This is a genomic window from Myxococcota bacterium (genome assembly GCA_039030075.1).
In the GTDB taxonomy this organism is placed as follows: Bacteria; Myxococcota_A; UBA9160; order UBA9160; family SMWR01; genus JAHEJV01.
The window spans coordinates 60,824-85,488 of sequence record JBCCEW010000008.1 but is presented as its reverse complement, the minus strand read 5'-3'; the positions used below and the strand labels follow the sequence as shown (position 1 = coordinate 85,488).

General features: G+C 69.9%; 27 protein-coding genes. 14 read left to right on the top strand and 13 right to left on the bottom strand.

Annotated features, from left to right (window positions below; all coding sequences use genetic code 11):
- Positions 1 to 26 precede the first annotated feature (26 nt).
- From AAF430_10865 to AAF430_10855, 3 genes are all read left to right on the top strand, one after another.
- Positions 27 to 761, top strand: a complete 735-nt coding sequence (locus tag AAF430_10865) for a gamma-glutamyl-gamma-aminobutyrate hydrolase family protein (GenBank protein ID MEM7410725.1) — start codon at positions 27 to 29, stop codon at positions 759 to 761.
- Positions 762 to 767: 6 nt separating this feature from the next.
- Positions 768 to 1,523 (top strand): lysophospholipid acyltransferase family protein, encoded by a 756-nt coding sequence (locus AAF430_10860; GenBank protein MEM7410724.1) that lies wholly within the window; start codon positions 768 to 770, stop codon positions 1,521 to 1,523.
- Positions 1,524 to 1,639: 116 nt separating this feature from the next.
- On the top strand, positions 1,640 to 1,903 hold the full coding sequence (locus tag AAF430_10855; protein MEM7410723.1) for a hypothetical protein: 264 nt from the start codon (positions 1,640 to 1,642) through the stop codon (positions 1,901 to 1,903).
- Between the two features lie 10 nt (positions 1,904 to 1,913).
- On the opposite strand, the gene AAF430_10850 is transcribed toward AAF430_10855, so the two are convergent.
- Genes AAF430_10850 through AAF430_10835 form a run of 4 tightly spaced genes read right to left on the bottom strand, consistent with a single transcriptional unit; the run spans position 1,914 to position 4,980 of the window.
- On the bottom strand, positions 1,914 to 2,384 hold the full coding sequence (locus tag AAF430_10850) for a DCC1-like thiol-disulfide oxidoreductase family protein (protein MEM7410722.1): 471 nt from the start codon (positions 2,382 to 2,384) through the stop codon (positions 1,914 to 1,916).
- A 33-nt stretch (positions 2,385 to 2,417) separates the two neighbouring features.
- On the bottom strand, positions 2,418 to 3,434 hold the full coding sequence (ilvC, locus tag AAF430_10845; GenBank protein MEM7410721.1) for a ketol-acid reductoisomerase: 1,017 nt from the start codon (positions 3,432 to 3,434) through the stop codon (positions 2,418 to 2,420).
- Entirely contained in the window at positions 3,431 to 4,156 is a 726-nt protein-coding gene (locus AAF430_10840) for a glutamine amidotransferase (protein MEM7410720.1), read from the bottom strand. Before AAF430_10840 ends, ilvC begins: the two co-directional genes overlap by 4 nt.
- The gene (locus AAF430_10835; GenBank protein MEM7410719.1) at positions 4,153 to 4,980 is read right to left on the bottom strand and encodes an RNA methyltransferase; all 828 of its coding nucleotides are present in this window, start codon (positions 4,978 to 4,980) and stop codon (positions 4,153 to 4,155) included. Before AAF430_10835 ends, AAF430_10840 begins: the two co-directional genes overlap by 4 nt.
- An 88-nt stretch (positions 4,981 to 5,068) precedes the next feature.
- Here AAF430_10835 and AAF430_10830 point away from each other — a divergent pair, with 88 nt between their 5' ends.
- The 6 genes from AAF430_10830 (at position 5,069) to AAF430_10805 (ending at position 10,707) form a co-directional block, all read left to right on the top strand.
- Positions 5,069 to 6,004 (top strand): TIGR03560 family F420-dependent LLM class oxidoreductase, encoded by a 936-nt coding sequence (locus AAF430_10830; GenBank protein MEM7410718.1) that lies wholly within the window; start codon positions 5,069 to 5,071, stop codon positions 6,002 to 6,004.
- A gap of 186 nt (positions 6,005 to 6,190) precedes the next feature.
- Positions 6,191 to 6,358, top strand: a complete 168-nt coding sequence (locus AAF430_10825; GenBank protein ID MEM7410717.1) for a hypothetical protein — start codon at positions 6,191 to 6,193, stop codon at positions 6,356 to 6,358.
- 129 nt (positions 6,359 to 6,487) lie between these two features.
- Positions 6,488 to 7,546, top strand: a complete 1,059-nt coding sequence (locus AAF430_10820; protein MEM7410716.1) for an efflux RND transporter periplasmic adaptor subunit — start codon at positions 6,488 to 6,490, stop codon at positions 7,544 to 7,546.
- Complete coding sequence (locus AAF430_10815; protein MEM7410715.1) at positions 7,543 to 8,232, top strand: ABC transporter ATP-binding protein; 690 nt, start codon at positions 7,543 to 7,545, stop codon at positions 8,230 to 8,232. The genes AAF430_10820 and AAF430_10815 overlap by 4 nt, the downstream gene beginning before the upstream one ends.
- Positions 8,229 to 9,467, top strand: a complete 1,239-nt coding sequence (locus tag AAF430_10810; GenBank protein MEM7410714.1) for an ABC transporter permease — start codon at positions 8,229 to 8,231, stop codon at positions 9,465 to 9,467. Before AAF430_10815 ends, AAF430_10810 begins: the two co-directional genes overlap by 4 nt.
- A gap of 4 nt (positions 9,468 to 9,471) precedes the next feature.
- Positions 9,472 to 10,707: an ABC transporter permease gene (locus AAF430_10805; protein MEM7410713.1), complete on the top strand. Its 1,236-nt coding sequence runs from the start codon at positions 9,472 to 9,474 to the stop codon at positions 10,705 to 10,707.
- 30 nt (positions 10,708 to 10,737) lie between these two features.
- Here the strand turns inward: AAF430_10805 and AAF430_10800 are convergent, their stop codons facing one another.
- Together AAF430_10800 and AAF430_10795 are read right to left on the bottom strand one after the other, a co-directional pair.
- Positions 10,738 to 11,166, bottom strand: a complete 429-nt coding sequence (locus tag AAF430_10800; GenBank protein ID MEM7410712.1) for a DUF3617 family protein — start codon at positions 11,164 to 11,166, stop codon at positions 10,738 to 10,740.
- 52 nt (positions 11,167 to 11,218) lie between these two features.
- Positions 11,219 to 11,758 (bottom strand): gamma-glutamylcyclotransferase, encoded by a 540-nt coding sequence (locus AAF430_10795; protein MEM7410711.1) that lies wholly within the window; start codon positions 11,756 to 11,758, stop codon positions 11,219 to 11,221.
- 47 nt (positions 11,759 to 11,805) lie between these two features.
- Between AAF430_10795 and AAF430_10790 the strand changes: the two genes are divergently transcribed.
- Both AAF430_10790 and apaG read left to right on the top strand, forming a co-directional pair.
- Positions 11,806 to 12,702: an SDR family oxidoreductase gene (locus AAF430_10790; GenBank protein MEM7410710.1), complete on the top strand. Its 897-nt coding sequence runs from the start codon at positions 11,806 to 11,808 to the stop codon at positions 12,700 to 12,702.
- Positions 12,690 to 13,088 carry a Co2+/Mg2+ efflux protein ApaG gene (gene apaG, locus AAF430_10785; protein ID MEM7410709.1) on the top strand — a complete coding sequence of 133 codons (399 nt, stop codon included), beginning with the start codon at positions 12,690 to 12,692 and terminating at the stop codon, positions 13,086 to 13,088. Before AAF430_10790 ends, apaG begins: the two co-directional genes overlap by 13 nt.
- A gap of 6 nt (positions 13,089 to 13,094) precedes the next feature.
- Here the strand turns inward: apaG and AAF430_10780 are convergent, their stop codons facing one another.
- Positions 13,095 to 13,961 (bottom strand): AEC family transporter, encoded by an 867-nt coding sequence (locus tag AAF430_10780; protein MEM7410708.1) that lies wholly within the window; start codon positions 13,959 to 13,961, stop codon positions 13,095 to 13,097.
- Between the two features lie 164 nt (positions 13,962 to 14,125).
- Between AAF430_10780 and ahcY the strand changes: the two genes are divergently transcribed.
- From ahcY to AAF430_10765, 3 genes are all read left to right on the top strand, one after another.
- Complete coding sequence (gene ahcY / locus AAF430_10775) at positions 14,126 to 15,577, top strand: adenosylhomocysteinase (GenBank protein ID MEM7410707.1); 1,452 nt, start codon at positions 14,126 to 14,128, stop codon at positions 15,575 to 15,577.
- Between the two features lie 422 nt (positions 15,578 to 15,999).
- Positions 16,000 to 18,000, top strand: a complete 2,001-nt coding sequence (locus AAF430_10770; GenBank protein MEM7410706.1) for a S41 family peptidase — start codon at positions 16,000 to 16,002, stop codon at positions 17,998 to 18,000.
- Between the two features lie 29 nt (positions 18,001 to 18,029).
- Positions 18,030 to 18,305, top strand: a complete 276-nt coding sequence (locus AAF430_10765) for a BolA/IbaG family iron-sulfur metabolism protein (GenBank protein ID MEM7410705.1) — start codon at positions 18,030 to 18,032, stop codon at positions 18,303 to 18,305.
- On the opposite strand, the gene AAF430_10760 is transcribed toward AAF430_10765, so the two are convergent.
- The 6 genes from AAF430_10760 to AAF430_10735 all read right to left on the bottom strand — a co-directional run bounded on the left by AAF430_10760 (position 18,289) and on the right by AAF430_10735 (position 24,662).
- The gene (locus AAF430_10760) at positions 18,289 to 19,200 is read right to left on the bottom strand and encodes a PfkB family carbohydrate kinase (GenBank protein ID MEM7410704.1); all 912 of its coding nucleotides are present in this window, start codon (positions 19,198 to 19,200) and stop codon (positions 18,289 to 18,291) included. The genes AAF430_10765 and AAF430_10760 overlap by 17 nt on opposite strands.
- On the bottom strand, positions 19,197 to 19,487 hold the full coding sequence (locus AAF430_10755; protein ID MEM7410703.1) for an antibiotic biosynthesis monooxygenase: 291 nt from the start codon (positions 19,485 to 19,487) through the stop codon (positions 19,197 to 19,199). Before AAF430_10755 ends, AAF430_10760 begins: the two co-directional genes overlap by 4 nt.
- A gap of 48 nt (positions 19,488 to 19,535) precedes the next feature.
- The gene (locus tag AAF430_10750; protein MEM7410702.1) at positions 19,536 to 20,279 is read right to left on the bottom strand and encodes a rhomboid family intramembrane serine protease; all 744 of its coding nucleotides are present in this window, start codon (positions 20,277 to 20,279) and stop codon (positions 19,536 to 19,538) included.
- 24 nt (positions 20,280 to 20,303) lie between these two features.
- Positions 20,304 to 22,484 carry an SUMF1/EgtB/PvdO family nonheme iron enzyme gene (locus AAF430_10745; protein MEM7410701.1) on the bottom strand — a complete coding sequence of 727 codons (2,181 nt, stop codon included), beginning with the start codon at positions 22,482 to 22,484 and terminating at the stop codon, positions 20,304 to 20,306.
- Between the two features lie 94 nt (positions 22,485 to 22,578).
- Positions 22,579 to 23,733, bottom strand: a complete 1,155-nt coding sequence (locus AAF430_10740) for a glycosyltransferase family 4 protein (GenBank protein MEM7410700.1) — start codon at positions 23,731 to 23,733, stop codon at positions 22,579 to 22,581.
- Positions 23,730 to 24,662 carry a lipopolysaccharide kinase InaA family protein gene (locus tag AAF430_10735; protein ID MEM7410699.1) on the bottom strand — a complete coding sequence of 311 codons (933 nt, stop codon included), beginning with the start codon at positions 24,660 to 24,662 and terminating at the stop codon, positions 23,730 to 23,732. Before AAF430_10735 ends, AAF430_10740 begins: the two co-directional genes overlap by 4 nt.
- Between the last annotated feature and the right edge of the window lie 3 nt (positions 24,663 to 24,665).

Here is a 24,665-nt window from a genome sequence, read left to right as displayed (position 1 = left end):
CCGGGCCGGAGGGTATACTTCGCGCGATGCGCCCGCTCATCGGCATTCCGCCGTGCCTCGACGAGAGCGGCCGCTGGCGGCCCGGTCGCGAGTACCACTACATCGACGCGTCCTACGCCCGCGCGATCCACGAGGCCGGCGGAATCCCGCTCTATCTGCCGGAAGCCGCCGATCCCGCGGCCGCGGTCCAGCGTCTGGACGGCCTGCTCGTCCCGGGTGGCGACGACTTCGCGCCCCCGACGCCCTACCCGCCCGAGGTCGCCTTCGAGCTGGCCCCCCGCCGTCAGGTCGACTTCGATCGCGCACTGCTCGCGGCGGCCCTCGCCCGGCCCCTTCCCGTGCTGGGGATCTGCTACGGGATGCAGCTCCTCGCCCTACACTGCGGGGGATCGCTCCACTACGACCTCGCGACCGACCAGCCGAGCAGCGGGCCCCATCAGTTCGATTCGCCGGAGCAGCGTCACGAGATCGCAGTGGAGCCCGGCACCGCGCTCGGCGCACTGCTTGGCCGCGCAGCCACCGCGGTGAACAGCCGACACCATCAGGCCGTGGCCGAGCCGGGCAGTGCCCGGATCTCGGCGCGCGCGGACGATGGTGTCGTCGAGGCGATCGAAGTCGCGGAGGCGCGCTTCGCACTCGGCGTCCAGTGGCACCCGGAGACCCTCGAGCCCGCGCATCGGCGCGCACTCTTCGGTGCGTTCGTCGCGGCTTGTCGCGGGGAAGCGCCGGCTGGTGGCGGAGCGCGAAGCACGGGATACTAGAGCGCGATGCGGGTGTTGTTCTCGACGCTCTTCTGGGTCTTTCTGACCGCCACCTCGGTTGCCCTCTTCCCGGTCGCTGTCGCGCTCTGGGCGACCACGCGTCTCTTCGATCCGCAGCTTCGCCTGCTCCACCAGTTCACCTGCTTCTGGGCCTCCCTCTACACCTGGTTCAACCCGGCCTGGCCCGTGAAGGTGGTGGGGCGCGAAAAGATCGATCGGTCCGAGGCGTACGTGATGGTCGCCAACCATCTCTCGCTCCTCGACATCCTCGTGCTCTTTCGGCTGTTCGTGCACTACAAGTGGGTGTCGAAGCTCGAGAACTTCCGGATCCCGTTCATCGGTTGGAACATGCGGCTCAACCGGTACATCGCCTTGCGACGCGGCGACCGGGCGAGCGTCGTCCAGATGATCCGCGCCTCGCTCGAGGCCCTGTCCGAGGGCAACTCGATCATGATGTTTCCCGAAGGCACCCGCTCGGCGACCGGGCAGATGCGGGCCTTCAAGCCCGGGGCCTTCGAGATCGCACTCACCGCGAAGCGCCCGATCCTGCCGATCGCCATCGAAGGCACGGCCGAAGCGCTGCCGAAACGCGGCGTGGTCCTGCAGGGTCGGCATCCGATTCGCGTCACCGTGCTCGACCCGATCCCCTACGCGGGCTTCGCGGGCGACAGCGTCGAAGAACTCACCCAACGCGTCCGTCAGCGCATTCTCGAGGCGATCGACGAGAAGGAACCGACGCCAGCGGCGGCGGAACGGCCCTAGGCCCCGCGACCTCGCCTGCTTCCGCGCGCGACTGCCGACGTCTTGCCGGTCGGCGACGTCCTGCACGCGTCACCCCGTGTGGTGGCACCGGCACTCCCGAAGCAACGGAGTGTCCCGTGGAAGACGTGTCCCCCCTCGATTCCCTCGCCCTCACGCCCGACGAAGCGGTCGCCTGGCTGCGCTCGGTCGACGGCGAGCTGTATCGCACCCCCCCGCGCCCGGGCCGTAAAGGCGCCTGGGTCGCCGTCGTGCGCACGCCCGCCTTCGAAGGCGAGCGCGGACGGCTGATCTTCGCGGTTGGCGAGTCGGCGATCGAAGCGGCCCAGACCGCCGCAGCCGAGTGGCGCTCGATCTGGGAGCGGTTGCCGAGGAGCGCCTAGCTCCGCGGGCCTAGTCGAGGAAGCGCGCGCGCACGTCCGGCGACGGAACGGCGCAGGCATCGAGCGTCCCGAACCAGCGGTAGCGGCGTGTCGCGAAGGCCGTGTACGCGGCGTCGCGAACGGCGCGCGGGACCCAGCGCACGATCGTCAGCCAGGGCCAGGGCGTCGGAAGCTGGCCCAGGACGGCGAGCAACGCGTCCGAGCGCAGGTGGACGCGTTCGCCTCGCGCATCGCGTTCCACCACGACGAAGGTCTCGAGGTCCTCGGGGATCTCCGCATGACGCGCGCGCAGGACCTCGGCGGTGGTTCCCTGGAGCGGCGCGAAGCACAGGCGCGCCTCGCGGTCGCGCGCGAGGAGCCACTGGACGGCACCATCGCAGAAGCCACAGACCCCGTCGTAGAGGACGAGGCGCTCGGGGAGTGCGCCCGCATCCACCGGCAACACCTCGGGGGCGACTTGCGGGGCGGGGGCTTCGACCATGGCATCCAAGGTAGCGCCTCGCGGGCGCCCCTCTCAGGCCGAGCCGTCGGGCTCCGACGAACCGATCCCGAAGGCCGTTCGGGCGGACGCCTCCCACTTCGTGAAGGGCAGCTCGTCCCGCACCGCGCGGATCTGCTCGAAGATCGCGCTCGCCTGTTCCTGCTGCTCGGACCATTCCTTCGCGAACGTGCCGTCGCGAATCTCCCCGAGCACCTCGCCCATTTTCTCCTTCAGGGCCGGGTCCAGCCCCAGGTAGCGCGCCCCGCGCGTGATGCTGCCGTACTGGCTCGTGCGCGAGTGGAAGTCCATCTGCCGGGTCATGCCGACCTCGCGGATCTTCTCGAGGGTGTAGGCGAGCTCACCCGAGAGGTAGAGCTCCACCAACACGGCTTCGGGCGGGTAACCCGCTTCCACGAGCAGCTCGGCGGCGCTCATCAGCACCCGACCCCAGGCGGGGCCGAAGCCCTGCTCGGTGAAGAGGTCGAGGCTCGCCTCGTCGTGCAGGGTCATCTCGATACAGCCGCCGCGCGTGGCGCCCAGCCCCTTGCACAGGGCCAGCATGCGGGGCTTCGCACTTCCCGACGCGTCCTGGTGCACGCCGACGAACGCCGGGTAGCCGCGACCGGCCACGAAGGCGTCGCGGACGCCCACGCCGATCATGCGCGGCGCGATCAACGCCACGTCGAGATGCGGGTCGACCTCGAGCTGTCCGAACGCGACGTTGTAGCCCGAAGCGAACACGACCAGGGCGCCCTCACGCAGGCGCGGCGCGATCTGCTCGCGATACACCTCGGGCATCACCTCGTCCGGTATCAGGAGCATCACGACGTCGGCGCTGGCACAGGCGTCGCCGATGGGTTGCACCGGGAACCCGTCCGCTTCCGCGGCCTCGTGGGCCGCGTCGCGGATGTTCCCGATCACCACCGAGACACCGGAGTCGCGCAGGTTCAACGCCTGGGAGCGCCCTTGGTTTCCGTAGCCCACCACCGCGACGGTCTGGCCGTCGAGGGCCGCGAGATCCGCATCGGCGTCGTGATAGATCGTGGTCATGAAGTCTCCTGTGCGTCGATCAGCTCGGCGAAACGTTCCAAGAGTCGTGGCCCGGAAGGGGTCTCCACCACCCGGGCCAGCAAGGCGTCCGCGTCGAGGCCCTCGTCGGCGAGGATCGCACGGCGCTCGTCGAGATAGGTGCGAATCGCGGTCGCGTCGAACTCGGGATGGAACTGGACGCCCCACGACGCCTCACCCACCCGGAACGCCTGGCAGGCGTCGAGATCGCTCTCGGCGAAGCGTTCCGCGCCGTCGGGGAGCGCGAGCACGGTCTCGACATGGGTGGCGTGAAAGCGGGTCGGGCGCGGCAGCACCGAGAACAGCGGATCGAGCGCTGCCGCGGGCTCGAAGCGCACCTCGACCGTACCGATCTCACGCCCGCGCGGGTTCGCTCCAACCCTGCCGCCGAGGGCGTGGGCCAGCAGCTGATGGCCGTAGCAGATCCCCAGGGTGGGCACCCCGCCGGCCACCACTTCGCGTAGCCAGTCCGCGGTGAGCTCGCTCCAGCCCTCTCGATCGCTCACCTTCGCCGCGGAGCCGGTGACGACGACCGCGGCGGGCGATGCCGGATCGGGCAACGTCTCGCCCGCCTGGACGTCGACGACGTCGACGGTCTCGGGAGCGCAGCCGAGCCCCGCCGCGATCCAGGCGTCGTAGTCACCGTGGGTCGGACGCAGCGACGCGAGCGTGGTCCCCGTCTTGATGATGCAGGTCCGACTCACGCGCTGGCCTCGCGCAGGGTCCGCACCTGGTGCAGCGCGATGCCGCTGGCCGTCGCCACGTTGAGCGAGTCGATGCGGTCGACCATCGGGATCTCGATCCGCTCCCGCGCTAAAGCGAGCGCTGCGGAAGACAGCCCCTCGCCTTCGCTCCCGCACCACAGGGCGAGCCGGGACGGCAGGCCAAGCCAGCGCGACACCGGCCGCGCATCCGGGCCGGTCGCGAGCGCGACGCTCTCGAAGCCGGCCGTCTCGAGCGCGGCGTGGAGCGCGGCTGCGTCGACGCCGCGCGTGAAATCGATCGCGAAGGACGCGCCCATCGAGACGCGGATCGCCTTGCGGTAAAGCGGATCCGCGCAGCGCTGGGTCAACAGGACGGCATCCACCCCGAAAGCGAGGGCGTTGCGGAACACCCCGCCCACGTTGTCGGGGTTGGTAAGGTCCTCGAGCACCAGCACCGTCACCGGCCGCTCGGTCGACAGACCCGACAACAGCGCGTCCGGGGACGAGCACACGCCGCGATCACCCTCGGCCAGGCAACCGCGGTGCAGGTTGTAGCCGACCACGCGCTTCAACAGCGCGGCCTCGGCACAGTAGATGGGCGTCTCCTCGTCGAGCGCGGCGAGCGTCGGGGTGAGCGCTTCCACCGCCGCGCGGGTCGCGAACACCGAGCGCGCGCGAAAGCGAGGCGCCTGGATCAGCCGCTTGACGTTCAGGCGCCCCTCGGCGAGGAAGCCGCCCTGCCCGGCCCGCAGGTCGGCGTCGCGCACGTTGCGGTAGGCCGCGACGCGCGGATCGTCGAGCGTGGAGATCGCCTCGAGATGCACGCGGCGAAGGGTATCCCAGCACGGTGCCACCGGAGCGCGGCGTCGCGTAGAATGCCGGGCGCGCGCACGCGCCCTCGAGGAGCCCCCCATGGACCGTCCCGTTCGTTTTGGCGTCACCCTTCCCCAGATCAAGCGCACCTGGGAGGAAACCCGGCGCTGCGCCATCGATCTCGACGCCATGGGCTACGACTCGCTCTGGGTCTGCGATCACGTCTACGGCGTCCCCCTGCCCCAGCTGCCGATCCTCGAGGCGTGGACCCTGCTCTCGTCGGTCGCGGCGGTCACCGAACGCGCGAAGCTCGGCACGCTCGTGACGCCGCCCTTCTTCCGCAACCCCGCGATCCTCGCGAAGCAGATCGCCACGCTCGATCACATCTCGGGCGGGCGCGTGATCGCGGGCCTCGGTGCGGGTTGGTTCCAGCCCGAGTTCGAACAGACCGGCTGCGACTTCCCGAGCACGCGAGAGCGTCTGCGGGCCCTCGACGAGATGACCGAGATCATGAAGCGCATGTGGACCGAGGAGAAGGCCAGCTTCTCGGGACAGCACTTCTCGGTGCAGGATGCGATCTGCGAGCCGAAGCCAGAGACGCCGCCGGAGATCCTGATCGGAGGCGGTGGCGAGAAGGTCCTGATGGGCATCGCGGCCCGTCACGCCGACATCTGGAACAACATGGCGGTGTTCCAGGCCGAGCTGGGGCAGAAGGTCGAAGCCCTGAAGCGGCGTTGCGACGAGGTGGGCCGCGACTTCTCATCGATCGAGATCTCCCAGCAGTGCGTCGTCGTGCTCGCCGAAGACGACACCGCCGCCCAGGCGGCCCTCGACAAGGCGAAGAAGATCTACGGCGGCCATATGGGAGGTGCCCTCGAAGAGCACGGCATCTGGGGCTCGCCCGACGCCGTCATCGAGCGCATCGAGCGCCACCGGGAGCTCGGCGTGAGCTTCTTCGTGATCGAGTTCTTCGGCCGGGACACCCGGGAGCCCGCGCGGCTGTTCGCCGAGAAGGTCGCTCCGGCCTTCGGCTGAGCCGACGCGGCGGGCCAACACCGCAGCGAGACGGCTCCGTCGCGACGCGGGGCGCGGGATCGCGGGCGGAATCCGCCCCGGCGCCCAGGCCGGTCTTCTGCCCTCCCCTCCCAGCTTCTGCTTGACGCTGCGCGACGGGCCAGGGTACGGTCGCGTCATCACGTTCCCAGCGAGGGAGGAGCACAGATGAAGTGGTTCAGCTCCCGCGCGGCGCACGGACATCCCGCGCCCCTCGCTGCTCACGCGATCACCCGGTTCGACGGGATCGCGATGCAGCCGCAGAACGCGTCGCAGCTGCCGCCGAATGGCAGCGCGCGTGCGGCGGGCGCCATGCGCGGAGACCCAACACCCTAGAGGACGTGAATCCCATCAGTCTCGTCACGGCCTTCCGGGTGTCCCACTCGGAAGGCCGTTTTCGTTCGAAGAGGCCTTCCGGACCCGGACCGCCGAGAGCGGTCTCTCCCTGGATCCAGGAGCAAAGCAATGCGAATCGAACGAACGCGTCGAAACCACGCGCGCTGGCCCAGCACCCTCTGCGCATGCCTGTGGCTGGCGATCGTCGGCTGCGGTGGCGAGGCGCCCGAGAACGTCCCCCAGGCCGAGGTCGAGCGCGGCACCCTCGAGCGGCTGGTGATCGCCACCGGCACGATCGAGCCGCGGGTCGAGGTCGAGATCCGTCCGCGCATCGCCGGCATCGTGCAACGCATCGCCAGCCAGGAGGGCGACCGCATCGAGCCCGGCACGGTGCTCGTCGAGATCGAACGCGAGCTGCTCGAATCCCGGGTACGCGAGGCGCGGGCCGCGCTGCGGGAGGCCGAAGTCGAGCGTCGCTTCGCGAAGATCGCCGTCGACCGCATGCTCGAGATGAACAAGAGCGGGGCCTCTTCGGACCAGAAGCGCGACGACGCCGAGGCCCGATTCGAGCGCGCCAAAGCCGCCCGCGCTCGGGCGCGCGCAGCCCTCGACACACTGTCCACCCAGCTCGGCTACGCCGACGTGCGCTCGCCCCTGGCGGGCCGCGTGCTCGAGGTCCATATCGAGGCCGGGGACGCTGTGTCGCCCGTCACGTCGGTGAACGGAGGCACGCTGCTGCTGACCCTGGCCGGCAACGAACGCCTGCACCTCGAGGGACTCGTCGACGAGAACGAGGTGGCGCGCGTCGAGATCGGCCAGACCGCGCGCATCCAGACCGAGGCCTTCGCTGATCGGGTCTTCGAAGGCGTCGTACGTGAGATCGCCCCCCTCGGCCAGCGCGTCCAGAACGTGACCTACTTCGAGGTGAAGATCGAAGTCACCGACGCCGACGCGTCCCTCTTGCGGCCCCGGATGTCGGGCGATGCCGAGATCGTCACCGAGGTCGTGCGAGACGCGGTGTTCGTGCCCGAGACGGCGCTCCGCTACCGAGGCGAGGAGATCTACGTCGAAGTGGGCAACGGCGACGGCAGCGCCGAGCAGCGTGCCATCGAGATCGGCTTGATCGACGGCGCGAAGGTTCAGATCTTGTCCGGCCTCGAAGCGGGCGAGTCGGTGCGGCTCCAGTGAGCGAGCCGGTCATCACGCTCGCCGGAGTGCACAAGCACTACCGCACCGGCCGTCTCGACGTGCACGCGCTCCGCGGGATCGACCTGCGCGTCGACCACGGTGAGTACGTGACCGTGATGGGGCCCTCGGGTTCAGGGAAGACGACGCTGCTCGAGGTGCTCGGCTGCCTGTCCCGTCCGACCGAAGGCCACTACCGACTCGACGGCGCGCCGGTGGACGCGATGGAAGCCGACGCGGTCGCCCGTCTGCGCGGCCGCCAGATCGGCTTCGTATTCCAGAGCTTCAACCTTCTGCCCCGCCTTTCGGTGGTGGAGAACGTGGAGCTTCCCCTCTCCTACGCGGGGACTCCACGGCGCGAACGCCGCGAGCGCGCGCAGGAGGCGCTCGAAAGAGTGGGCCTGGCGCAACGTGCGGAGCACCTGCCGGCGGAGATCTCGGGAGGCGAACGCCAACGGGTCGCCGTGGCGCGCGCGCTCGTGAACCGTCCATCGCTGGTGCTGGCCGACGAGCCGACGGGGAACCTCGATACCCGGACGGGTCAGGAGGTGCTCGAGCTCTTCGACGCGGTGCACGCGGCGGGGAACACCCTGGTGATCGTCACCCACGATCCCGAGATCGGCGCGCGGGCCCCCCGCTGCCTGACGATCCGCGACGGCCGGGTCGACGACGACGAGCGTCGGTCGTGATCCGCGAAGCCGCCGCACAGGCGCTCCGCCTCGTCTGGGCGCACAAGCTGCGCTCGCTCCTCACCCTCTTCGGGCTCGTCTGGGGAACCGCCGCGGTGATCTTCCTCGTCGGTTGGGGCGAAGGGCTGCGGGTGATGCTCGACCGGAACTTCGACAAGACCGGCAAGAACCTGGGCCAGGCCTGGGCCGGCCGGATCGGAGAGGACTTCACGCCGGCCGTCGATCGACGCCAGCTCTGGTTCAGCTGGGAGGATGTGCTCGCCGTGCGCCGGCGTGCCCGCATCGCCGAGCGCGTCAGCGCCGAGCGGCGCCACTACCTCCCCGTGGCTGCGGGACAGCGCGCGCTCAACATGGAAGTGCGCGGCGTGGAACCGGTGGGCATCGAGATTCGCAACGTCGTGGTCGCGGCCGGGCGTCAGATCCAACCGACCGACCTCGACCACCGCCGACGCGTCGTCGTGCTCGGACAGACAGCGCGCGAGCGCATCCTCGGCCCCGGTGGCGAGATCGGGAGCCGGATCCGGATTGGCGGACGCGCGTTCGAAGTGATCGGTTTCCTCGAACCAATCGGTACCCAGTTCGGCCGCGACGGCGACGAGATCGACGAACAGGCCTGGATCCCGCTCTCCACCCACTTCGCGAGCTGGCCCGACGACTGGACCACCGACAACGTCGTCCAGCATCTGCTCTACCGGATGCCCGGTCGGCACCTCGCCGACGAAACCGAGCGCGAGATCCGCCGGCTGCTCGCCGATCGCCTCGGCGTGAGCCCGACCGACCGGGAGGCCATCATGGTCTGGAGCCCGGTGACCCTGCTGCGGACGCTGCCCCTGGATCGGCAGTCGGGAATGCTCTTCGTGCTCGCCGCCACCACGCTGATCATCGGCGGGATCGGCGTCCTGAACATGATGCTCGACGCCGTGCGCGAACGTCGCCGTGAGATCGGCCTGCGGCTCGCCGTCGGCGCGACCCGGCGTGAGATCATCGCCCAGTTCTTCCTGGAGACGTTCACGATCGTGAGCCTCGGCGGGCTCACCGGCGCTGCCATCGGCGCGGGCGGCTGCCTGTTCCTGGCGTCCCTCACGCTCCCCGACGTGGTCCCCGTGCCGGTCTTGTCGTGGCGGGTGATCGCCATGGCCCTGGGCGTGATGGGAGGGGTCGGACTCATCGCCGGGGTCGTACCGGCCTGGCGGGCCGCGCAGATCGACCCGGCCCTGACCCTGCGGGCGGAGTAGCGGCATGCGTGAACTCGTCATCGACACCTGGCGCAGCATCGTGGCGCACCGGGTCCGCTTCGGGCTCACCTCCCTCGGCATCGCTTGGGGCGCCTTCATGCTGACCTTCCTGTCTTCGAACCTGGAGGGCTTCTCGCGCCACTTCGTCGCCGAATTCGAGGAGCTCGGTCCGCGCATCGTCTTCATGGGTCCGGGGTCCATCCTGAAGGACCGGGTGGGAGACCGCGGCGCCCGGGTCGTCGAGCTGGAGGCCGAGGACGCCGACCGCGCCGAGCAACTCGTCTCGGTCGAGGAAGCGTCGCCCGAGATCGGCCGCTGGGCGCTGCCGGTGCGCCAGGGACGGCGCTCGAAGCTGCTCCGGGTGTCCGGCCTCGACGCGGGCTCCGACATCATCCGGAACTTCGAGATGGAACGCGGTCGCTACCTCTCGCCCCTCGACGTGGCGCGCGGCGCGCGCGTGGCGGTCCTCGGCGCCGAGGCGAGCGAGCGCCTCTTCGGTCGACGCGATCCCATCGGCGGGACGATCCTCGTCGACGGCCTGCGCTACCGCGTGATCGGCACGCTCGTCGCGAAGGGCGAGCAGCTGATGAACAGCAACGATCGGGACGACCTCAAGGTGGTGATCCCCTACACGACCGCCCAGCGCTGGATCGCCCGGAACGACGAGGTGCAGCAGCTGATCCTCGCGCCCGTCACGAAGGAGGCGAGCTGGGAAGCGATCCGGCGCGTGCGCGAGATCGTCGCCCTCCGCGAGGGCTACGACCCCTCGATCGAAACGGCGATGTGGGCGTTCAACATCCAGGAGCCGCTGCAGATGATCGAGGGAATGTTCCTCGGGATCCGCATCTTCATGCTGGGGGCTGGCCTCGTGACCCTCTTCGTGGGCGCGATCGGCGTGATGAACATCATGCTCGTCGTCGTCGGCGAGCGCGTCCAGGAGATCGGCGTACGCAAGGCCGTCGGCGCCACGTCACGCGAGATCTTCGTCCAGTTCCTCGCGGAGGCGACCGCCGTCTCGGCGGTCTCGGGGGTGACGGGGGCCGCCGCGGGCATCGCCCTCGTGCAGGGCATCTCGCTGCTCCTACCCGAAGGCACGGCCTACCAGAGCCCGCCGGTGCTCGACCCGATCACGACCGGTGCGTTCACCGTCGCGCTGATCGGGGTCGGCATCGTCGCCGGGGTGGTCCCCGCGATCCGGGCGGCCCAGACGCTCCCGGCCGAGGCATTGCGCAGCTTCTAGTCAGCGGGGACCGCGCGCGCGGGGAAGTGACTAGTCGCAATCGCCGACGCGCTCGCCCTTCCAGACGACCTTCATGGTCATGTTCATGCCGTTCACCTGCATGGCCATGTTCATCTGCCCCGACCCGCGGTCGCCCTCCGAGCGGTAGGACGCATCACCTTGCATACGGCCGCCGGGGTTCGTGCACTCGACCTTCCAATCGAGGGTGGTCGCCGTCGCGACGACATCCTTCCAGGTGCACCCCTCGACCGAATCCATCAGGTCCTCGGCGTTCCACTCGTCTTCGGTCACGCACTCCGTCCGGGTCGTGACCCGGGGCTGCGGCATCATCGAGTTCGTCATCGTGCTCTCGGTCACCCACTTCCCGGGGCGGATCTTCAGCCCCTCGGCGGCCATCGACGCCGGCAGGAAGAGAACCAGGAGCAGGAGCATGGCGAATCCAGAGAGGGCAAGGCGCATGGAAGAAGACCTCCGCGTGTCGAGGGGTGGTGATCCGGGAAAGTCGCGAGCGCTACGACGTCCCGCCATAGCGTTCGACCAGGGCAGCGACCGTTTCGACGTGGGCGTCCCGTTCGCCGAGATCCCGCAGCGCTTCGGCCAGCCGCAGAACATACTCCGTGTTCGTGCCGCTCATCCCGCGACTGCGACACACCTGGGTCGCGATCTCCTCGGGCTCGGCGGGTCCGAGAAAATTCCCGTTCGCCTCGGGCGCCACGTAGGTGAGACCGGCCACGGCTGGCGCGTCATCGAAGACGACGGGCACCCCCACGCGCTCGAAGCCGCCGCTCTCCCGGTCATCGAGCTGGGCGAGCACCGCGTCCCAGGCAGGGGCGGAGACGCGGTAGGCCATGCCGCCACACCAGGCGCCGGCTTCCGCCGCGAGGGTCACCACGCGACCGGGTGCGGCGCGCGTCCCCCGGTGATCCGGCGACCCCTGCCAGAAGCGCCGGGCGTAGTCGGGAATCCGCGCCGGGCGCCGCTCCTCGAAGGCGAAGGCCGGGCGCCAGATCAAGGAGCCGTACCCGAAGATCCACGGAAGCGGTTCGCCCACGCGCGGCAGCGTAGCGGAGAGCCTCGCCGCCCTCGTAGACTCTCCCCATGCAAAGAGACGAATCCCTCTCCGGTCGCTGCGCCGTCGTGACCGGCGCGACATCGGGTATCGGTCAGGAGACGGCCGTCGGGCTCGCCGCCCGCGGCGCCGATGTCGTCCTCATCGGACGCGACCCCTCGCGGGCCGAAGCCGCGCGCGCCGACGTGATCGCACGGTCGGGGAGCGAACGCATCAGCGTCGCCCTCGCCGACTTTGCCTCGCTAGAGGCGGTGCGCCATCTCGGCGAAGAGCTCACCAAGGCCCACGAAGCGATCCATCTGCTGATCAACAACGCAGGCGTCGTCATGACCGAGCGGACGCTGACCCGCGATGGGCACGAGACCACGCTCGGCGTCAATCACCTCGCGCCCTTCGTTCTGACCCGCTCCCTCGAACGCCCGCTGCGCGCGGGGAACGCGCGGATCGTCAACGTTTCGTCCGAGGCGCATCGCTTCGCCGGCGCCTTCGACTTCGACGACCCCATGTCCGAGCACAAATTCGGGTTTCCGAGCTTCGTGACCGGGATGCGCGTGTACGGCCAGTCGAAACTGGCGAACCTGCTGTTCAACACCGCACTGGCGCGACGGCTCGAAGGGACGGGCATCACCACCCACGCACTGCACCCGGGGGCCGTCGCGACGCGACTCGGCCAGAACAACGGGCTGCTGGGAAAGGTGACGACCCTGGCGCTGCGCCCGTTCTTCCTGAGCCCCACCGAAGGCGCCGCGACCTCGCTCTACTGCGCGACCGACGCGAGCCTCGCCGGCCAGAGCGGCGGCTACTTCGCCGACTCTCGGCCGAAGGCACCCACCCCTCACGCCCTCGATGCGGAGGCCGCCGATCGCCTCTGGCGCGAGAGCTGCGCTTGGGTAGGCGAAGACGGAGATACGACGTGGAGCACGTGACGCGCTCCGAGGCGGTCACCGAGGGCGTGCGCGTGGAGGTCGAGGCGCGGTTCTCGCCGGAGCACTCGGATCCGGCCCACAGCGAGTGGTTCTTCCTCTACACGATTCGACTCACCAACGAGGGTGGCGAGGCGTGTCAGCTGATCTCCCGGCATTGGGAGATTCGCAACGCGACGGGCAACCTCGAGGAGGTCCGCGGCCCGGGCGTCGTCGGTGAGCAACCCGTGCTCGAGCCGGGCAACAGCTTCGAGTACACGTCGGGCTGCCCGCTCGACACGCCCTTCGGCTCGATGGAAGGCAGCTATCAGATGGTGGGCGCCGGGGGCCAGGAGTTCGACGTCGCGATCGCGCGCTTCGAGCTCCGCGAGCCGCGCGCGGTGCACTGAGCGCGCTCAGGTCACGACGAGCAGCACCACCGGGATCACCACGAGGCTCAAGACCGTCCCGATCAAGATCGCCGACGCCACGATGCCCTCGTCGGTACCGTACTGCTCGGCGAGCACGGCGTTGATCACGGCGGCCGGCATCGCCGACATCAAGAGGAGAACCTGACGATCGACCCCTGTGATCCCGACGAGGCTGATGAAGCCCCAGGCGATCGCGAAGCCGCCGCCCATGCGGATACCGACCGCGACGAAGGAATGTCCCACGTCATCGACGCGGAGCCGCCGCAGCTGCCCACCGAGGTTCAAGAGCATCAGCGGGATCGCCATCGCACCGAGCATGTGGATGGGCTCCATCACCATCTTCGGCAGCTCGGTGCCGGTGCCCGCCATCAACAGGCCGCCGGCACTGCCCCAGAGCATGGGATGGCGCAGCGCTTCGCCGAGACCGTTCTCGCCCTTGGCGATCCAGATGCCGGCCAGGGACGTGCACAGGGCAATCGACACGAACACCACGGCGCCCGCTTCGAGTCCCGCTTCGCCGAAGGCCAGCCGCGCACTCGCCAGGCCCATGTTGCCGCCATTGAAGAAGATCGATGCCAGCAGGAAGCCGCGCCCCGCCCCGGTCCAGCGCTGCCAGACCGCCGCGACCAGGCCGGTGCCCGCGGCCACGGCGAGGGTGCCGCCGGCCAGGCCGAGGAAGCGCTCGGCGTCGAGGGTCGTATCGGCGAGCACACTGAAGAGGAGGGCCGGCGAGGTCACCCAGAGCGCCAGTTCGGCGAAAGTCCCGGTGTGGACGTTCTGGCGGCCAGCCAGCCAGTAGCCCACGACGACGATCGCCGCGATCGGCACGATGGTGTTCCAGACGACCGGCATCCCGGCCGCAAGGTAGTCCGCTAGCTGCCCGAAACCACGGGACTTTTGGGGACTTCGCGGCGCCCCCGCCCCGGCCCCGGCTTGCAGAAGCCGAGACCTTTGCAACACTTCATCCGCATAAACAAATATATCGGGCGCCGCCGAGCGCCTCAGAAGGAGTCCGCATGTCCGCCGCTGATCGTCCTGCCTACAAGGTCGCCGACCTCTCGCGCGCCCAAGAAGGCCGCAAGCAGCTCCGCCTCGCCGAGCAGGAGATGCCGGGCCTGATGGCCCTTCGCGAGCGCTACGGCAAGCAGAAGCCGCTGGCCGGCACCAAGATCATGGGCAGCCTGCACATGACGGTGCAGACCGCCGTGCTGATCGAGACCCTGACCGAACTCGGTGCCGACGTGCGCTGGGTGTCGTGCAACATCTTCTCCACCCAGGACGAAGCGGCCGCTGCCGTCGTCGTCGGCCGCGATGGCACGCCCGACGACCCGAAGGGCACGCCGGTCTTCGCCTGGAAGGGCGAGACCCTCGACGAGTACTGGTGGTGCACCGACGTCGCGATGGAGTGGCCGGACGGCTCGGGCCCGGACCAGCTCGTCGATGACGGCGGCGACGCGACCCTGCTCCTGCACAAGGGCCTCGAGTTCGAGAAGGCCGAGAAGGTGCCCGACTTCAACCCGGAGACGGATCCGGAAGAGTGGGGCGTGATCCTCGAGCTGCTGCGCAAGCGCCAGAAGGACGACCCGCGACGCTGGCACCGCCTCAACGAGAACATGCAGGGCGTGTCCGAGGAGACGACGACCGGCGTGCTGCGCCTCTACCAGATGGAGAAGAACGGCACCCTGCTCTTCCCGGCGATCAACGTCAACGACTCGGTCACCAAGAGCAAGTTCGACAACATCTACGGCTGCCGCCACTCGCTGCCCGACGGTCTGATGCGCGCCACCGACGTCATGCTCGGCGGCAAGGTCGCCGTCGTGTGCGGATTCGGTGAGGTCGGCAAGGGCTCGGCGCAGTCGCTCCGGGGCCAGGGCTGCCGCGTGATCGTGACCGAGATCGATCCGATCTGCGCGCTCCAGGCGGCCATGGAGGGCTACGAGGTCAAGACCGTCGAAGACGTGGTCGAGACCGCCGACATCTTCGTCACTACGACGGGCAACTTCGACATCATCACCGCCGATCACATGGCGCGGATGAAGGACAAGGCGATCGTCGGCAACATCGGCCACTTCGACAACGAGATCGACATGGCCGGCCTGAAGAAGATCCCGGGCATCCAGCACGAGAACATCAAGCCCCAGTACGACGAGTGGATCTTCCCGGATGGCCACTCGGTGCTGATCCTGGCCGAGGGCCGTCTGCTCAACCTGGGCTGCGCGACCGGCCATCCGAGCTTCGTGATGAGTGCGTCGTTCACCAACCAGGTGCTCGCACAGCTCGAGCTGAAGCAGAACCGGGCGAACTACGAGAACAAGGTCTACGTGCTGCCGAAGGCGCTCGATGAAGAGGTCGCGCGGCTCCACCTCGAACAGCTCGGCGTGAAGCTCACCCAGCTCAGCGCTGACCAGGCCGAGTACCTGGGCGTACCGGTCGAGGGCCCGTACAAGCCGGACCACTACCGCTACTAGGCGGGAGCCCCAAGCCTCTGGCTTGGGGCTGCGCCGAGCCGCCGACAGGCGGCGAACGCAACTGGGCGGATGTGCCAAGACGAAGTCTTGGCGGCCCGCCTAGACGCCGAGCGGCGACAGCCGCGACGGCAACCAGGCATGTCGCCGCACCGGGGCCCGGCCTCGGTGTGCCGAAACCCACACCGCCGCGGAGCGGGCCCCGGGCCCGCTCCGCGCGCGCGTTTCAGGCCCTGCCCGTGTGTGGGGAGCGCCCCATTGGGGCGCTCCGGCCCAGGGTCGCGCCGCTTCTGCCGGACTCCCCCTGCCATGACAGCGGAGCCTTCGCGCCGCCCCGCAAACCACGCCTGCGTCTGAGCGTCTGGAGCCGCTAGAGTACGCAAGATGGGCTCCCGTCTCGTCCGCCGTCTTCCGATAACCGCCCCATGACCTCGATCTACCGCGGTTTTTTCGCTCTCTCGGTCGCGCTGGCCGGACTCGCCTGCTCTCCCACCCCGGTGGAAGCGCTGGCGTGTCCGAACATCGCGCAGCTCGCGCGCGAGTTCGTGCGGCACCACGTCAGCGTGGACGCCCTGGGCTCCGAGATCGAATCGCGCGCCATCGACACCTACCTGCGGCGCCTCGACACGTCGCGGAGCCTGCTCCTCGACTCGGAGGTGAACGAGCTTCGCGCCGAGCTGCAGGGCGTCTTCGAACGTCTGCAGAACGGCGACTGCGCCCAGCCGAGCGCCGTGCAGGACCGCCTCGTGCAGCGCCTGAAGGCCGCCGAGGACTACACCAAGGAACTCGTCGGCAAGGAAGACTTCGCGATCGACGAGAGCGTCCAGATCCGCCTCGACCCGGACGATCGTGGCTACCCGGCCACCGAGGACGCCCGCAACGAACTGTGGCGGCGCCTGGTGCACTTCCAGATGTCCAACTACCTGGGCGCCGGCGAGTCGCTCGGAGAGGCGAAACGCCTGATCGCGAAGCGCTACGAGCTGCGCACGAAGCGCTTCCAGGAGCTCGACGAGTCCGAGATCTTCGCGGTGTTCCTCGATTCCTTCGCGAACGCCCTCGATCCCCACTCGAACTATCTGTCGCCCCAGGCCGTCGAGGACTTCCGCATCTCGATGTCGCTCTCGCTCGAGGGCATCGGCGTCGCGCTCTCGGAACGCGACGGCTACTCGGTGGTCGAGCGGATCATCCCCGGCGGCGCAGCCGACTCGCTCGAAGAAGGCCTGGTGCCGAAGGACAAGATCATCGCGGTCGCCGAAGAGGGGAAGGACGCGGTCAACATCATCGACATGCCCCTCCGCGAGGCCGTGAGTCTGATCCGCGGCAAGAAGGGCACGAAGGTCACGTTGACCGTGCTGCGTCAGGGCGAAGACACCCTGCGCTTCCCCCTGACGATCGTGCGCGACAAGATCGACCTCGCCGAGCAGGCGGCGAGCCTGCGCTTCGAGATGCGCGAGCGCGAGGGCAAGCCCTACAAGCTCGCGATCATCGATCTCCCCTCCTTCTACGGAGATTCGGATCCCGACGAGCGTCAGTGCACGGACGACGTCGAGAAGCTGCTCCGGGAAGTCGAGGAGGCGAAGGCCGACGGCCTGCTCCTCGACCTGTCCCGCAACGGCGGTGGCCTGCTCGAGCACGCGGTCAAGATCTCGGGCTTCTTCATCCGCAAGGGCGAGGTCGTCGGCGTGCAGAACGCGCGCGGCCAGCTCTCGGTGCTGAGCGATCGGGACGAGCGCATCCTCTACTCGGGCCCGATGGTGGTCCACGTCTCGCGCGTGTCCGCCTCGGCCTCGGAGATCCTGGCCGGTGCCCTGAAGGACTATCGACGCGCGGTGATCACCGGCGACGACCACACCTTCGGCAAGGGAACGGTCCAGACCGTGACTCCTCTGCCCCCGGGCCTCGGCGCCCTCAAGATCACGACCGCGCGCTTCTTCCGGCCCGGCGGACGCTCGACCCAGAACGACGGCGTCTCGGCCGACGTCGTGATCCCGTCCCTGCTCGCAACCGACGACTTCGGCGAGCGCTTCCAGCGCTACGCCCTCGCCGGCGAGCGCATCTCGCCCTTCTTCGGGAGCCACGCCAACGCGCTCGGCCCCGCGGACCGCGGCAGCCGCGTCCCCGCCAGCACCGTCGCTCAGCTGGTCGCGAGTTCGTCCGCCCGCGTCACCTCGAGCAAGGACTTCGAGGAGGTGCGTGAGAAGCTCCGCGAAGCCGAGGAGAACGAGGGCCTGATCAAGCTGGCCGACATCCTGAAGGCGCGCGAAGAGGCGAAGGCCGAGGAAGAGAACGGCACCAGCGAATCGAGCGAAGGCGAGGAAGACGACGAGCTCGACGTGCAGGTCGAGGAAGCCCTCGAGGTCTTGGCCGATCTCGTCGCGCTGACGTCGACCCGCCCGAACGTGACCCGGACCGCCAAGGAATCCTGACCGCGCTGCTCGCGCCCCTGGAGACCCCCGTGCCCCTGCAGATCCTCTCGTCGCCCAGCGATCCGCCCGAAGACCTGGTCCCGCAGCTCGAGAAGGCGGTGCGCGAGGTGTTCCCGGACGCGGCGACCGTCGAGGTGACGGCGAACAGCCCGGGCCACTTCTCGGTGCGCGTGGTGTGCGCGAGCTTCGCCGATCAGAATCGGGTGAAGCAGCAGCAGCGGGTCTACGGCGCGATCGCCCACCTGATGGCGGGCGACGCGGCGCCGGTCCATGCGATCGACCGGCTGATCACCGAGACGCCGTAGCGCGGACTCGCTCCCAGGCACTGCGCCCGAGCAACTTCGCCGTCGCACCCACGCGGGTGCAGGCCGTGGCGCCCGCGCGCGCCGCGCGCGCGACGTTGTCGGCGAGCGGCAGCCCTTCGGCCAGACCGACCGCGAAGGCCCCGTGAAAGGCGTCGCCGGCACCCGTGGTATCGCGGACGGTCACGCGCGGCGAGCGATAGCGCGCGACCCGTCCGTCGTTCCAGTAGAGCCCGCCCCGGCTCCCCTGGGTCACCACCGCTTCCGCCCCGAACTCGTCGTGAAGTCGGCGAATCGCATCGGAGGGCGTTCCCCGATGCCATGCGCGCACGAAGCCCTCGGGTAGGACCGGCCGATCGAGGTAGGGAAGCAGTGCGACGTAGGCCGGACGGGCATCACTCAGATCGCCCACCACGGGGACCCCGTGCTTGCGGGCCCGGCGAGCGGCCCGACGCAGCTGGCTCGGGAAGTGACCGTCGACGAGCAACACCCGGCCCGGACGAATCGCGGCGAGGTCCAGACCGCGCACGCGCGCTTCGAGCTTCGCGCGCGGAGCGGTGAGGAAGCGTCGCTCCCCGGTCGCCGGGTCGACGAAGACGACCGCGACGGTGGTGGGCATGGCGCGCGAGACCTGCACGCTGCGCGTTCCGATCCCGAGGGTGCGCAGCTCCCGTCGCGCACGCACCCCGTCGGGATCGTCGCCGAGCTGGGTGACCAGTTCGGCGCGGGCCCCGAGCCGGGCCACCTGGGCCAGCGCGTTCGTCACCATGCCGCCAACCGACACGCGGCGGTCGCGGTAGTTCTGTCGCTCGGCCCGTGGGTCCTGCGCCTCGACCAGGTAGAGGTGATCGATCACGCACAGGCCGAGGCCGACGACGGTCGCCCGCTTGGCGCTCACCCCTCCTGGTAGGTCGTGTGCCGGGGCGGGCCAGTCAGGATGTTCTCGGCCCCCCAGTTCGTGACCTTCTTGAACGCGTCGGAAGCCACGAAGGCCTGAAACGCGTCCTCGCTCTGCCAACGCGAGACGATCAGGTAGACCGGGCGGTCGCCGTCGATCTGCTTGTAGAGGTGCGAGTCGTCGTGCCCGTCGATCCCGTTCATCGTGTCGACGACCCGGGCGCAGGCGTCCTCGAACACCTGCTCCTTCCCCGGCAAGACGAAGTAGTTCATTCCGATCGTGACCACGGTTCCTCCAGCCTCCGACGACGGCGGCGGCCGGGAGCATAGGCGGGCTCAGAAACGGTCGCGACCGACGTGACGCCGATGGGCCTCGACGCGCGCCGGTACACGGAAGAGCGGCAGCAACGCAACGCCCGCGAGGAACCCGCCCACGTGTGCCCAGAACGCCACGCCTCCGCCGCTGCCCGCGAGAGCGGGAAGGCCACCAACGACCTGAATGACGAACCAGTACCCGAGCATCATCCAGGCCGGCACCACGGTGGTCGTGACGTAGAAGCCGAGGGTGATCAGCAAGTGCACGGACACGCGGGGATACAGGAACGCATAGGCGCCCATCACGCCGCCGATCGCCCCGGATGCACCGACGACGGGCACGGCGCTCTCGGGGCTCGAAGCAATGTGCGCGGCCGTCGCGGCGATCCCGCACACCAGGTAGAACACCGCGAAGCGCACGGGTCCCATCGCGTCTTCGACGTTGTCGCCGAAGACGTAGAGGAACCACAGGTTGCCCAGGATGTGGAACCAGCCCCCGTGCATGAACATCGAGGTGACGACCGTGTAGGTCGTACTCCCACCGATGGTGCAGACGTGCTGTGGTCCGAGCGGCACTTCGCTGCCGGGACCCAGCGTGCCGAGCACCGCCGCCGGGATCGCACCAAGCGAACAGATCGACTCACTGAACGCCGGATCGCCGCCGAACCCTTGCACCAGGAACCAGGCCAGGGCGTTCAGGCCGATGAAGGCGAAGGTCACCCAGGACCCGGAGAGGGTGGGATTGTCATCGCGGAGCGGGAACATCGTCTTCCGCGGCGCGCAGCCGGCTCAGGAGGCGCCGTTCTCGGCGACGACGGCGCCCTCGGCGCAGCGGAGACCGACGCTCTCGTGGCGGAGCTTCGGCGACGCCCCCTCTCGGTGCGACGACCGCATGAAGCCCGCTCCGTTCTGCCAGGAGCCGCCGCGCAGCACGCGCGCTCCCGAGCCCGATTCGTGCAGGCTGACCGTCCACTCGAGGACGTTCCCAGCCATGTCGAAGAGGCCGTAGGGACTTCGTCCGCGCTCGAGGCTGCCGACGGGCGCCGTCGACGAGCGTCCGCAGCCGCCGCTGCCCCCTTCGCTCATCACGGCGACTTCACAGCTCGCGCGCACGTTGCCCCAGGGATAGGTCCGGCCGTCGGTGCCGCGCGCCGCCTTCTCCCACTCCTGCTCCGTGGGCAGGCGCTTCCCGACCCAGCCGCAGTAGGCCGAGGCCTGCTCCCAGGCGATGCAGTTCACCGGGTGGTCGCCACGCCCCGGGTTCTCCCAGTTGCAGCCGCCGCCCGTCGCGGGGGCCGCGCACACGCCGGCATCGACGCAATGCTTGTACTCGGAGACGCGGACCTCCGTGCGATCGATGCGGAAGGCGTCTACCTGGGTGCGCCGGCCGGCCGGTTCCGAGTCGGCGCAGTCCTGCTCGACCAGGCCGTTGCAACCGTAGAGAAAGGCGCCGGCCGGAATGGCGACCAGCTTCACGTCGGCCCGCTCACCGGGAGACACCGAAGCCAGCACCGCCTCGCGGCCGCCGTGGCTCCCGTTCGTCTCCGGCGGGCTGCCGTTGCTGGCGAGCTGTTCCGCCTCTTCTTCGGGCGGCGCGTTGCGCGCCTCGGCCTCGGCGCGCTCGCGCTCTTCGGCGAGGATGCGTCGTCCCTCGTCGAGAGCGGTGCGGAAGTGCTGAGAGGCGGAACGGAGCTCGGGCGTCGCCCCGGCGAAATTGCCCTCTTCCAGGAGTCGATCGCCGGCTTCCAGGCGCGTCCCACCGTCGCGGATCGCCGCACCGGGCTCGAGGCCCGCCGAGGCGGCGAGCGCGATCCAGGCATCGCGCGCGGCCAGGGCTTCCGAGCGCACACCGAGCGCCGACTCGGCTTCGTCGAGACTCTCGAGCGTGGCTTCGAGGTGAGAGCGCGCTTCCGAATAGGCCGCGATCGCGCGGTCGGGCTCGCCAGCCTCGGCCAGCTCGGCCCCGAGTTCCATGCGACCGTAGGCCTCGGCGAGCGCGCTGCTCGAGAAGACGTGTCGTTCTGTGAGATCGCGCAAGCGGCTCGCGAGGTTCGTGCGCGACTGGGCCTGTTCGAGGGCGACCTCGGCCCGGTGTCGCGCTTCGGGCTCGGTCTCGGCGTAGGAAGCGGCCTGGAGCTGATCCACGCGCTGGGACGCCACATCGGCGCGCTGCTCGATGTCGCGGCGCTCCTCGACCACTCGTCGGCGCAGGTACTCGGCGGCGCTCTGGGCCTCGACGAGGGCCGGAGCCGGCGGCAAGGGCAGGACCCGCTTCACCAACTGGAACCACTCGGCCTTGGTCGTCCAGCCGTAGCCGAGGGTCGCGGCGCAGGCGATCAACAGCGTGAAGGCGAAGGCGCCGAAGCGGCGCAGCGGCCGACGCCTCCGGCGTCGTGTCGGGACCGGGGCCGGATCGGTGACGATCTCGATCGCCGCCGGCGCAGGTTCCGGCGGCGGCTCGGGCTGCCGGGCCTCGAACGCGGCCGGCGCCATCTGGGTCTCGTAGCCCGAGGGCGGGGTCTGGGCTTCGCCCGACTCGGCGAGCGGAGCGGCAGCGCAGAGTTGATAGGCGGCGTCGATCTCGGCGCGCGCTTCCAGGCAGCGGCGCCGCAGCGCCTCGGTCGGTGCCGAATCCAGCTCGCGGTCGAGCTCCTCACACAGGGAGACGTAGGCCGACGCCACTTCGAGGGGCGAGGCTCCGGCCTGGAGGCCGAGCACGTCCCAGGAGCGGGTGTGGGGATCCTCCTGCCCGGAGGCTCTGACGGTCTGGCCCGCCACCTGGATCGCGGCCGCGCGTGCCGCTTCGAGCTCTGCGCGCGCCGCCGCATAGCGGTCTCGCAGGGCGAGACTCGTCACGCGGCCAATCCGCGCGTCGAAGTCGTCGCAGAGGCGGCGGTATGCCGCCTCGACTTCCTGCACGGATGCGCCGGGGTCGAGACCCAGTGTGTCGAAGGCCCGAGCCAGCTCCATCGAAGGCAGCCGTTCCCTTCTGCGGTCCGGGCCTTCGAGGGGGATGCCCGGGCGGGTGATGCCCTGGAAGTATGGGACGGGCCCTCGGGAGGCGCTATCCCCCGTGGGGAACCACGGGGGGTGACTTCCCAAGCTCCTGATACAGCTCGAGAATCCGGCCCACGTGTCGGCTCCAGGGATGGGCCTCGGCGGCGGCCCGCGCATCTGCGCAGCGTTGATCGCGTCCCTCGCGGACGAGCCACTCCGCCGCGGCTTCGGCCCACGCCGCGACGGGCGCCGTACGCTCGAGGGTGTCCCCGGTCCTGCCGGGCTCTACCAACTCGGCAGCGCCTGCTTCGCGACTGACGATCGCCGGCACTCCGCACGCCAGGGCCTCCAGCACCGCGCTCCCGAACGCGTCGAAGTGGGTGGGGAACAGGAAGGCGTCCGCCGCCGCGAGCCAGGCCTCAGGTTCGGGCTGGACCCCGAGCCAATGCACCCGGTCTCCCACGCCGAGCTGCCGCGCGTCTTCCTGAAAGGCGCGGACACGCTCGGCGCGCTCGTTTCCGATCACGAAACCGTGCACACCCTCGAGACGCGCGAGGGTCTCGAGAAAGACCGGGAGCCCCTTGCGCCGGTAGTCGGACCCGAGGAACGCGAGCAGGGGCGTGGCTTCGGAGAGGCCGAGGCTGCGGCGCGCCTCGGCTGCGCGCGCGGCGTCGGGCCGGAAGCGTTCGAGATCGACGCCGGGGTAGAGCGTCTCGACGTCCTCAGAGGGCAAGCCGTAGCGCGCGAGGATCTGATCGCGGACGAGGTCCGAGATCGCGAGGATGCGCCGGTAGTTCCCGGGCGTGTACCGGTTGCCCTCGATCCGGGCGACGACGCGCTGGTGCGGACTGGCCCGACGCAGCGCGCGCCGCCATTCCGCGTCGATCGTGGCGTCCACCGACCAGCGCTGGAAGTCGGCGAGACAGCCGCTGCCGTCGAAGTACACGTCCTGGCGGGAGGTCTTTCCGAACCCCTGCACCAGATCGAAGGGCCCGGCATCGCGCACGGCACGCTCGCTCGCGCGATCGAACCACCAGACCTTGAACCAACGGAGCGGCCGCAGGGGGTTGGAGAGTCGGTGGATCCGAAGGCGCGGGTCGATGCCAGCATCGGCCCGCTGACAAAAGAAATGGACCTCGTGGCCCGCGTCGAGCAGGGCCACGGCGATGCTGTGCGCCTGGCGTTCGACGCCGCCGACATCGCTGGCCCGCGGATGGGTCAGTGCGATGCGCAGCGCCTGCCCTCCTCGGTGGTCACAGCGGCCTCGGAGCCCGGCGACACGTCGACCCGGGTCGGGGGCAGCGCCGGGCGCGGCGCCAGCGGGTAGTAGATGTGGAGCTGTCGGTCTCGGCCCTCCCAGCGGCGCAAGCGCTCGGCGACCCACGCTTCGACGTCGCTCAGCAACGCCTCGCGACGTCCCGCGCAGCGCGGGTCCTCGCGGAAGTACGCGCGCAGCACCCGCGCGCGATCGCTCCGCGGCAGCTCGGGATAGAGGTCGCGTGTGTAGGCTTCGAGCTGGCCGAGGGCGCGCACGCGCCGCCGCCAGGTGGGCGCCTTCGGGGGGTCCAGCGAGTCGAGGTCGAGCAGCGCGATGTCGTCGTCGGCGGTGACCAGCAGGTTCGAGTGCTTCAAGTCGCCATGGTCCAGATCGGCGGCGTGGAGTCGCCCGAGGGCACGCCCGAGGGCGTCCGCGACCCGGCGCCGGCGCGAGGCGTCGCGCAGCAGCTCGGGCATCGCCGCGGGCAGGGGCAACGAACCGGGCAGGAACCCGGTCAGCAGAAAGCTCTCCTCGACGCGACCCCAGGGCCGGCGCTCGGCGATCGCCCAGGTCTCGGGATGGGCGATCCCGAGCGAAGCCAGCCGTCGCGCTCCGGCCACCGCTCGCGCCGCTCGCGAACCCCGCCAGCGCTCGGCGAACGCAGCGCGCGCTCCGCGCGGATGGTTCCACTTGACCGCGAGATCCCAGGCCGTGCTGCCGCTGGTCAGCAGGATCCGACTCACGGAGCTCGCCGGGCCCCAGTGCTCGCAGTGTTCGCGCCCGCGGCCCGCGTTCTCGCGATGGGCATCGATCGCCGCCAGCACCTGACGCGCCGTGAGCTCGGGCCGGTGTCGGATCACCAGGCCCGCGGCTGGCGACCGAACGAAACGCACCGT

Bases quoted from the DNA above. Each gene is read 5' to 3' on its own strand.
- AAF430_10820 (MEM7410716.1), top strand. From the start codon at position 6,488: ATGCGAATCGAACGAACGCGTCGAAACCACGCGCGCTGGCCCAGCACC.
- AAF430_10770 (MEM7410706.1), top strand. From the start codon at position 16,000: ATGACCTCGATCTACCGCGGTTTTTTCGCTCTCTCGGTCGCGCTGGCC.
- AAF430_10800 (MEM7410712.1), bottom strand. From the start codon at position 11,166: ATGCGCCTTGCCCTCTCTGGATTCGCCATGCTCCTGCTCCTGGTTCTC.
- AAF430_10830 (MEM7410718.1), top strand. From the start codon at position 5,069: ATGGACCGTCCCGTTCGTTTTGGCGTCACCCTTCCCCAGATCAAGCGC.
- AAF430_10790 (MEM7410710.1), top strand. From the start codon at position 11,806: ATGCAAAGAGACGAATCCCTCTCCGGTCGCTGCGCCGTCGTGACCGGC.
- AAF430_10780 (MEM7410708.1), bottom strand. From the start codon at position 13,961: ATGCCGGTCGTCTGGAACACCATCGTGCCGATCGCGGCGATCGTCGTC.
- AAF430_10825 (MEM7410717.1), top strand. From the start codon at position 6,191: ATGAAGTGGTTCAGCTCCCGCGCGGCGCACGGACATCCCGCGCCCCTC.
- AAF430_10750 (MEM7410702.1), bottom strand. From the start codon at position 20,279: ATGTTCCCGCTCCGCGATGACAATCCCACCCTCTCCGGGTCCTGGGTG.
- AAF430_10860 (MEM7410724.1), top strand. From the start codon at position 768: ATGCGGGTGTTGTTCTCGACGCTCTTCTGGGTCTTTCTGACCGCCACC.
- AAF430_10850 (MEM7410722.1), bottom strand. From the start codon at position 2,384: ATGGTCGAAGCCCCCGCCCCGCAAGTCGCCCCCGAGGTGTTGCCGGTG.
- AAF430_10865 (MEM7410725.1), top strand. From the start codon at position 27: ATGCGCCCGCTCATCGGCATTCCGCCGTGCCTCGACGAGAGCGGCCGC.
- ilvC (MEM7410721.1), bottom strand. From the start codon at position 3,434: ATGACCACGATCTATCACGACGCCGATGCGGATCTCGCGGCCCTCGAC.
- AAF430_10805 (MEM7410713.1), top strand. From the start codon at position 9,472: ATGCGTGAACTCGTCATCGACACCTGGCGCAGCATCGTGGCGCACCGG.
- ahcY (MEM7410707.1), top strand. From the start codon at position 14,126: ATGTCCGCCGCTGATCGTCCTGCCTACAAGGTCGCCGACCTCTCGCGC.
- AAF430_10745 (MEM7410701.1), bottom strand. From the start codon at position 22,484: ATGGAGCTGGCTCGGGCCTTCGACACACTGGGTCTCGACCCCGGCGCA.